Genomic DNA, 6,784 nt, shown 5'->3' on the forward strand with positions numbered 1-6,784 from the left:
TATAATATATAGGTAATTAATTTAGGAGGTGTCATTGTTTTGAAAGAAGTAAGACTAAGATTTGCACCAAGTCCTACGGGTTTTATACATATAGGCTCTATTAGGACTGCTTTATACAATTATTTATTTGCTAGACATAATAATGGAAAGTTTATATTAAGAATAGAGGATACAGATCAAACTAGATTTGTAGAAGGTGCTATTGAAAACTTAATTAACTCTTTACACTGGGCTGGAATTGAATATGATGAAGGTGTGTTTATAGAGAACGGTAAGATTGTACAAAAAGGTGATTATGGACCCTATATTCAGTCAGAAAGATTGGATATTTATAAAAAATATGTAGATGAATTAATTGAAAAAGGATATGCCTATTATTGTTTTTGCTCGAAAGAAAGATTGGATAAGGTTAGGGAAGAACAAAAAATAAAAGGCCTTATACCTAAATACGATGGCCTTTGTAGAAGTTTGAGTTTAGACGAAGCAAGGGAAAAGATTGCCAATGGTGAGGAATATGTAGTTAGACTAAAACTTCCTCCAAATAAAGATATTAAATTTGAGGATTTAGTAAGGGGCAATATAACAATAAATACTGAAGATATAGATGACCAAGTATTATTGAAATCAGATGGGTATCCTACCTACCATATGGCAGTAGTAGTAGATGACCATCTAATGGGCATAACCCATATTGTAAGGGGAGAAGAATGGTTACCGTCTACTCCTAAGCATGTATATCTATATGAAGTTTTTGGATGGGAAAAACCAACCTATGTTCATTTACCTACGGTTCTCAACAAAGAAAGAAAGAAACTAAGCAAACGCCATGGAGACGTGGCTGTAGAGGATTTTAGAGAAAAGGGTTATCTTCCTGAAGGATTGATAAATTACTTAGCATTAGTTGGATGGAGCCCAGAGGATAATGAAGAAATACTTACTATGGAAGAATTAATCCAAAAGTTTTCTTTTGAAAGGGTATCAAAAACTGGTGGAATTTTTGATAGAGATAAACTGGATTGGGTAAATGGACATCATATAAGGAATTATGATTTAGATAAACTAACAAATCTAGCTATACCTTATCTAAAGGAAGCTAATTTAATAGAGGATAAATTCGTGGAAGAAAGATATAATTGGATAAAAACTATGGTAGAGATAGTAAGGGAGAGTTTATCCAATGTTTCTGATATAGTAAGTAAAGTGGAAGTTTTTTTCGACAATAAAATAGAGCCAGAAGATGATGAAGCATTAGATATATTGAAACAAGACCATGTACCTAGCCTTTTGGATGCTTTTAAACAAGAATTGGAGAATACAGAAGAAGTAGATGAAGAATTTTCTAAAGCCATTATGAAAAAAATACAAAAGAGTACAGGAATAAAAGGTAAGAAATTATTTATGCCTACTAGGGTTGCTTTAACTGGAAATGTACATGGACCAGAATTGGTGAGTATAATCTATTTATTAGGTAAACAAAATATATTAAATAGAATAGAATATGTAGAAGAGCGTTATCTTTAATATTAAAGATTAAATTCACTTGAACCTTATATGAAGTTAAAGTAAAATTAAAGTAAATACTTTAATAGAAAGTGATGAAGAGGAAAAGTAAACTATAATATCCTAAAAGAGAGAAGTTTCCCATGGGCTGAAAGAAACTTTCAGGGTAGATTATAGTTGAAGTGCACCTTTGAACTTATTATCTGAAAGGTTTAGTAAGATAAGACGGGTTACGACGTTAGACGTAATAAAGCAGGGTTTAAACCAAGTAGAGTGGAACCGCGGATTTGCCGTCTCTTTAGTTAGAGGCGGCTTTTTTGTGAATTGAATAGAGGGGAGGATATAAATGAAATTATATAATACTTTAACAAGAAAAAAGGAAGAATTTAGGCCCATAAAAGATGGAGTAGTGACTATATACGTATGTGGTCCAACGGTATACGATTATATTCATGTAGGTAATGCAAGGCCAATGGTGGTATTTGATACTTTGAGGAGATATTTTATTTATAAAGGCTATGATGTAAAGTACGTTGTCAATTTTACCGATATAGATGATAAGATTATAAACAAAGCTAATAAGGAGAAGATCACAGTAAGAGAAGTTGCAGGTAAATATATAGAAGCTTTTATCGAAGATGCAAGGGGTTTAAATTTATACGAAGAAAGGACAATACATCCAAAAGCTACAGATTTTATTCAACCTATGATTAAGTTTATTGAAGGATTAATAGATAAAGGGGCAGCTTATAATATAGATGGTAATGTATATTTTGATATAAATAGTGCAAAAAATTACGGTAAATTATCCAAGAAGAGTATAGATGATTTAATATCTGGAGCAAGAGTGGATATTAGTGAAGAAAAAAGAAACCCTATGGATTTTGCATTATGGAAGAAAGCTAAGGAAGGAGAGCCTTTCTGGGAGAGTCCTTGGGGAAAAGGAAGACCAGGGTGGCATATTGAATGCTCAGTAATGGCAAGAGAACTTTTAGGTGAGACTATTGATATCCATGCTGGAGGAGAAGATTTGCAATTTCCTCATCATGAGAACGAAATTGCTCAGTCTGAAACATTAACAGAGAAACCTTTTGCTAATTATTGGTTGCATAATGGTATGCTGACTATAGATAACCAAAAAATGTCTAAATCATTAGGGAATTTTTTTACCGTAAGAGATATTTCTAAAGAATTTGATTTAGAAGTTCTAAGATTTTTCTTATTATCTGCTCATTATAGGAACCCTATAAACTTCAGTAGGGATGTTATGGAGCAGTTGAAAAATGGTTTAGAAAGACTATATAATGGAAAGGCCCATTTGGAGTACCTACTAGATAAGAGCCCAGATAGAAAATTGAATGAAGAAGAAAAGAATAAGTTAAGGGAAATAGATAAATATAAGAATGAATTTATTACAAGTATGGAGGATGACATAAATACTGCAGATGCTATAGCTAGTTTATTCGATATAGTCAAATATGCTAATACCAATTTCAATGAACAATCTCCAAAATTTGTGATACAATATACCTATAATAATTTAGTAAAATTATCAAAAGTTTTAGGGATATTATCAAAAGAAGAAGTAATATTAGAAGAGGAAATACTATCATTAATCCAGAAAAGAACACAAGCTAGGAAAGAAAAAAATTATCAATTAGCAGATGAAATTAGAGATAAATTAAAGGAAAAAGGAATTATTCTAGAGGACACGCAAGAGGGAGTGAAATGGAAAAGAATTTAGCTTATGGAAAAGGAATATAAAAATACTTTTAGAAATATAAATAGAAACTTAAATGGAGAGGACATAAACATGCTTTCCCCCCTTCAATTAGCTTATATAGGAGATGCAGTATACGAATTATGTGTAAGGACTTATCTACTAAAAAAAGGTCTTCCAGTAAGGAAACTACACAAGGCAACTACTGAATATGTTAAAGCTAAGTCTCAATCAAATATTGTTCATGCTTTAAAAACCCAATTAACAGATGATGAAAAATCTTTAGTGAGACGAGGAAGGAATGCAAAAACAAATTCTGTTCCTAAGAATGCAGAACTAGTAGATTATAAATATGCCACCGGTTTCGAATCTTTAATAGGATATCTATATTTAACTGGACAAGATAATAGGATGATGGAGTTGTTTAATAAAATAGTCCATCTCACTATGGATAACTGATATAAACTAAAGTAAAGGGGGATAATATGAAGGTAGAATTATTAAGATATACGCCTGATGGTGAAAAATTAATTGCTTCTGCAGCGAAATTATGTTATTCACCTGTAGGAATTAGCGATATAGAGGAAAATTTAGAGAATAAGAACGTGGAGAAATTTTTAGATGTGTTAGTAAATTTAGGGCATGAGTCTCCTATAGAACACGTAAATTTTACCTTTGGAGTGGAAGGGGTTTCAAGAACGTTAACCCATCAACTTGTTAGACACAGAATTGCTAGTTATTCACAACAATCACAGAGATATGTTAAATTAGATCAATTTGAATATATAATCCCTCCTTCTATTGCAAAAAATCCTCAAGCTAAAAAATTATTTGTGAATGCTATGGAAGAAGATCAACGATATTATAATGAAATAACTCAAATATTATTTGAAAAATATTTTAGAGAATACTTAGAACAAGGTGTAAAGGAAAAAGAAGCTAAGCAAAAATCTGAGAAGCAAGCTATAGAAGATGCTAGGTATGTATTTCCTAATGCCTGTGAAACAAAGATAGTCTTTACCATGAATGCAAGAACTTTACTAAATTTTTTTAGGCTTAGAACTTGTAATAGAGCTCAATGGGAAATAAGGGCATTGGCAATTGAAATGCTTAAGACTGTAAAAAAAGTGTACCCAACTTTATTTAAAAACGCAGGACCTGCTTGTTTAAAAGGCCATTGCCCAGAAGGAAACATGACTTGTGGAAAAATAATAGAAGTAAGGAATAAGTTTAAAGGAATATAATTTTAAGAAGAAAATATGGAAAGTAGGAGTAAAGAATGGATGAACAATATATAATTGGGAGAAATCCTGTTTTAGAAGTACTAAAATCAGGAAAAGAAATTGAGAAAATTTATGTAGCAAGGGGTGAATTAAAAGGCTCCATAAATAAGATAATTGGTGTAGCAAAAGACCGAAATATAATAATACAGCAAGTTGACAAAAATAAATTAAATCAAATAGCCCAAGGAAGCCCTCATCAAGGGGTTGTTGCTTTGGTTACTCCTTATGTTTATTTTTCTATAGATGATATGCTTAAAAGAGCAGAAAAGTTAGATGAACCTCCATTTTTAATAATTCTAGATGGAATTGAAGATCCTCATAATTTAGGAGCTATAATTAGAACAGCTGAATGTGGAGGAGCCCATGGTATAATAATACCTAAAAGAAGATCGGCCCATGTAACAAGTGCAGTTTATAAAAGCTCAGCAGGAGCAGTAGAACATATGATGATTGCAAAGGTTAATAATATTTCTGACACAATAGAAACATTAAAAGATAAAGGTCTATGGATATATGGAGCTGACATAGACGGTGAGGAATACTATTTTAGCACCGAATTTAGAGGGCCTATAGCCTTGGTAATAGGTAGTGAAGGTAAGGGTATATCTAGACTTGTAAAAGAAAAATGTGATTTTCTAGTAAAAATTCCTATGAAAGGCAAGGTTTCTTCTCTAAATGCCTCTAATGCAGCCTCAATATTAATATATGAAGTAGTAAAGCAGGACTATGAAAAGAAGAGCAAAAGAATATAAAGAATATCTTTTTGTTGATGGATACAATATTATTAATTCCTGGAACAATCTCAGGGAATTGAGTAATTTAAATTTAGAGGTAGCAAGAGAAGAATTGATAGAGACTATGGCAGAATACCAACACTATTCAGGAATTAAAGTCATAGTTGTATTTGATGCCCATTTGGTTAAGGGGAATGCTGGAAAGAAAGAAACTGTTAAAGGGGTTGAGGTGATATATACAAAGGAAAATGAAACTGCTGATCAATATATAGAAAAGACTTTAGATGATATTGGCAGGATTAAAAGGGTAAGGGTTGCTACTTCAGACTGGATGGAACAACAAATAGTATTAGGAAGGGGGGGTACTAGAATATCTGCAAGAGAACTAGAAGTGGAAATACTAAATCAAAGGAATTTAATAAGGAGAAAGAAAAGTAAAGAAAAGGACAAAACCGAATTATTTATAGGTAAACTAGATGAAGAAATATTAAAAAAATTGAATAGATGGCGAAAAAACAATGAATAGCTTGACTATTGGTAATTAATTAATTATAATTTAGTTAATTATGGGGTGTGTTTCAAACATGGTTTGGAGGGATGTTTGGTGGGTCTTGGATTATACAATGAATTGGATATGACCATTTATGAAGGTATGGAGGATGAAGATATTGTAGAAGAGGCCAAAACTGGCGATCCTCAAGCTTTAGAATATTTAATAACGAAGTATAAAAATTTTGTTAGAGTAAAAGCAAGAGCATATTTTTTAGTGGGGGCAGACAAAGAAGATATCATTCAAGAAGGAATGATAGGACTTTTTAAAGCTACCCGTGATTTTAGAAGGGACAAGCTTACTTCATTTAAAGCTTTTGCAGAGCTTTGTATTACCAGGCAGATAATTACTGCAATAAAAACTGCTACTAGACAAAAGCATATTCCATTAAATTCTTATATCTCTTTGAACAAACCTATATATGATGAAGAATCGGATAGGACATTGTTAGACGTAATATCTGGCGCAAAAATTACTGATCCAGAAGAATTAATAATTAGTAGTGAAGAGTTATATTTTATGGAAAGTAAAATTGTTGAACTATTAAGTGATTTAGAATGGGAAGTGCTTATGGCTTATTTAGATGGAAAAACTTATCAAGAAATTGCAGAGGAATTAGATAGACATGTAAAAAGCATTGATAATGCATTACAAAGAGTGAAACGTAAGCTTGAAAGATACTTGGAATTGAAGGAATATTAAAATTATCTATTGACAATGAAATATCTTGGTAGTAAAATATGTTACAGTGGTTTAAGATGCCCATGTAGCTCAGTAGGTGGAGCACTTGCATGGTAAGCAAGAGGTCACCGGTTCAAGTCCGGTCATGGGCTCCAAATAATAAAAAGAAACACCCGGAGGAGTTTTCTTAACTAATTTTATATTATTAAGGAGGAATAGTAAATGGGTAAAGCAAAATTTGAAAGAACTAAACCTCACGTAAACATAGGAACAATAGGTCACGTAGACCATGGTAAAACAACATTAACAGCAGCAA

8 protein-coding genes, 1 tRNA gene and 1 other annotated feature are annotated in these 6,784 nt (G+C 31.9%); all 9 genes read left to right on the top strand.

Features of this window, described 5'->3' with window-relative positions; all coding sequences use genetic code 11:
- The first annotated feature begins 39 nt into the window (after positions 1-39).
- Positions 40-1,521, top strand: coding sequence for a glutamate--tRNA ligase (gene gltX / locus C3E90_RS08220; RefSeq protein WP_236915164.1), 1,482 nt, complete (start codon positions 40-42; stop codon positions 1,519-1,521).
- A gap of 65 nt (positions 1,522-1,586) precedes the next feature.
- Positions 1,587-1,801, top strand: a binding site (T-box leader).
- Between the two features lie 45 nt (positions 1,802-1,846).
- Positions 1,847-3,244 (top strand): cysteine--tRNA ligase, encoded by a 1,398-nt coding sequence (cysS, locus tag C3E90_RS08225; protein WP_236915165.1) that lies wholly within the window; start codon positions 1,847-1,849, stop codon positions 3,242-3,244.
- Positions 3,245-3,247: 3 nt separating this feature from the next.
- A complete protein-coding gene (locus C3E90_RS08230) occupies positions 3,248-3,679 on the top strand; it encodes a ribonuclease III domain-containing protein (RefSeq protein ID WP_236915166.1) in 432 nt (143 codons plus the stop codon).
- Positions 3,680-3,705: 26 nt separating this feature from the next.
- Positions 3,706-4,464: an FAD-dependent thymidylate synthase gene (thyX, locus tag C3E90_RS08235; protein ID WP_236915167.1), complete on the top strand. Its 759-nt coding sequence runs from the start codon at positions 3,706-3,708 to the stop codon at positions 4,462-4,464.
- Between the two features lie 35 nt (positions 4,465-4,499).
- Entirely contained in the window at positions 4,500-5,255 is a 756-nt protein-coding gene (gene rlmB / locus C3E90_RS08240; RefSeq protein ID WP_236915168.1) for a 23S rRNA (guanosine(2251)-2'-O)-methyltransferase RlmB, read from the top strand.
- The gene (locus tag C3E90_RS08245; RefSeq protein WP_236915169.1) at positions 5,230-5,763 is read left to right on the top strand and encodes an NYN domain-containing protein; all 534 of its coding nucleotides are present in this window, start codon (positions 5,230-5,232) and stop codon (positions 5,761-5,763) included. Before rlmB ends, C3E90_RS08245 begins: the two co-directional genes overlap by 26 nt.
- A gap of 108 nt (positions 5,764-5,871) precedes the next feature.
- Entirely contained in the window at positions 5,872-6,489 is a 618-nt protein-coding gene (gene sigH / locus C3E90_RS08250) for an RNA polymerase sporulation sigma factor SigH (protein WP_236915171.1), read from the top strand.
- A gap of 58 nt (positions 6,490-6,547) precedes the next feature.
- A tRNA-Thr gene (locus C3E90_RS08255) sits at positions 6,548-6,623 on the top strand.
- Between the two features lie 67 nt (positions 6,624-6,690).
- Positions 6,691-6,784: GTP-binding protein (locus tag C3E90_RS08260; RefSeq protein ID WP_132693438.1), on the top strand; the 94-nt coding region annotated here is incomplete at its 3' end.

It is taken from the genome of Clostridium sp. Cult2 (genome assembly GCF_021655075.1).
Classification (GTDB): Bacteria; Bacillota; Clostridia; order Tissierellales; family Tepidimicrobiaceae; genus Schnuerera.

What these genes read in the sequence shown, in the direction of transcription:
- cysS (WP_236915165.1), top strand. Translation starts at nt 1,847, where the DNA reads ATGAAATTATATAATACTTTAACAAGAAAAAAGGAAGAATTTAGGCCC.
- C3E90_RS08245 (WP_236915169.1), top strand. Translation starts at nt 5,230, where the DNA reads ATGAAAAGAAGAGCAAAAGAATATAAAGAATATCTTTTTGTTGATGGA.
- rlmB (WP_236915168.1), top strand. Translation starts at nt 4,500, where the DNA reads ATGGATGAACAATATATAATTGGGAGAAATCCTGTTTTAGAAGTACTA.
- thyX (WP_236915167.1), top strand. Translation starts at nt 3,706, where the DNA reads ATGAAGGTAGAATTATTAAGATATACGCCTGATGGTGAAAAATTAATT.
- sigH (WP_236915171.1), top strand. Translation starts at nt 5,872, where the DNA reads ATGACCATTTATGAAGGTATGGAGGATGAAGATATTGTAGAAGAGGCC.
- C3E90_RS08230 (WP_236915166.1), top strand. Translation starts at nt 3,248, where the DNA reads ATGGAAAAGGAATATAAAAATACTTTTAGAAATATAAATAGAAACTTA.